Annotated in this window: 1 protein-coding gene; it reads left to right on the top strand. The window is 37.1% G+C overall.

Annotated features, from left to right (window positions below; all coding sequences use genetic code 11):
- Positions 1 to 15 precede the first annotated feature (15 nt).
- A partial coding sequence (locus CN514_RS24105) for an MFS transporter (RefSeq protein WP_141529511.1) occupies positions 16 to 779 on the top strand: 764 nt, incomplete at its 3' end.

The raw sequence follows: 779 nt of genomic DNA, 5'->3' as shown, positions 1-779 counted from the left end.
AAGGAGTGAATTAAAATGAAACAAAGTATTGCAAAACAAAGATGGTTGCGCCTTATTCCAATTGCGTTCATCACTTACAGTCTTGCCTATCTCGACCGTGCTAATTATGGGTTCGGGGCAGCAATGGGGCTCGCGAAGGACCTTCATATTACACCAAGTACTTCATCATTACTTGGTTCGCTTTTCTTTTTAGGTTATTTCTTTTTCCAAGTACCTGGTGCCAGCTATGCCGAAAGAAATAGCGCTAAAAAGCTGATTTTTTGGTCATTGATTTTATGGGGTGCATTAGCCTCAGCAACAGGTTTTATTACCAATATTAAATTGTTGTTTGTGATTCGCTTTGCTCTTGGAGTAGTAGAAAGTGCAGTTATGCCATCGATGCTAGTTTTCTTAAGCCACTGGTTTACGAAATCAGAACGTTCACGTGCTAACACGTTCTTAATTTTAGGAAACCCGGCAACTGTATTATGGATGTCAATTGTCTCAGGTTATCTTCTTAATTCTTTTGGCTGGAGATGGATGTTTATTATTGAAGGTATTCCAGCGATTATTTGGGCATTCATTTGGTGGAAATTGGTTGATGATAAACCTAAGGACGCAAAATGGTTAACAGATCAAGAAAAAACAGATTTTGAAATACAACTAGAAAAAGAACAAGAAGGATTAAAAGTAGTTAAAAATTATAGAGAAGCATTTAGATCAAAACCTGTTATTTTATTAAGTGCCCAGTATTTTCTATGGAGCATTGGGGTTTACGGATTTGTAATGTGGCTTCCAAC

Source organism: Bacillus sp. AFS001701, assembly GCF_002559405.1.
Classification (GTDB): Bacteria; Bacillota; Bacilli; order Bacillales; family Bacillaceae_G; genus Gottfriedia.
The sequence above is the reverse complement of the archived record's forward strand: the minus strand, read 5'-3'. Positions and strand labels throughout refer to the sequence as shown.